Raw genomic sequence first — 361 nt, 5'->3', positions numbered from 1 at the left:
ATGACCGCGGGATCAGACGCAGCGATCGCAGGTTCCTCGGCAAACGGTGCCGCGGCGAGCAGATCTTCGAAATCACGGCCCACCACGCCGACAATGGGAACGTCATCGTAGAGATCCTCTTGGTAGCGGGTCCGGCCGAATTCCTGGAAAGTGATGAACACCTTGGGTTTCGCTGTCGCAATGATATGGCGGATCTCCTTGGCGCCGTAAAAATGCACAACGGGGACCACCACCGCGCCGAGAAATGATGCGGCCCAGAAGGTCGCTGCGGCTTCCATCCAGTTGGGCAACTGGAATGCGACCACGTCGCCGGGGCCGACGCCACGGTCCCGCAGGCCCTGCGCGAGCCGGCGCCCGATCC

The 361-nt window shown here is 63.2% G+C and carries 1 protein-coding gene; it reads right to left on the bottom strand.

Going from position 1 to position 361, the window contains the following annotated elements; translation table 11 throughout:
• Positions 1–361, bottom strand: a 361-nt coding sequence (locus tag H7I41_RS30120; RefSeq protein WP_264016324.1) for an AMP-binding protein, incomplete at both ends; no start/stop codon positions are given.

This window comes from [Mycobacterium] manitobense, assembly GCF_025821665.1.
In the GTDB taxonomy this organism is placed as follows: domain Bacteria; phylum Actinomycetota; class Actinomycetes; order Mycobacteriales; family Mycobacteriaceae; genus Mycobacterium; species Mycobacterium arseniciresistens.
The sequence above is the reverse complement of the archived record's forward strand: the minus strand, read 5'-3'. Positions and strand labels throughout refer to the sequence as shown.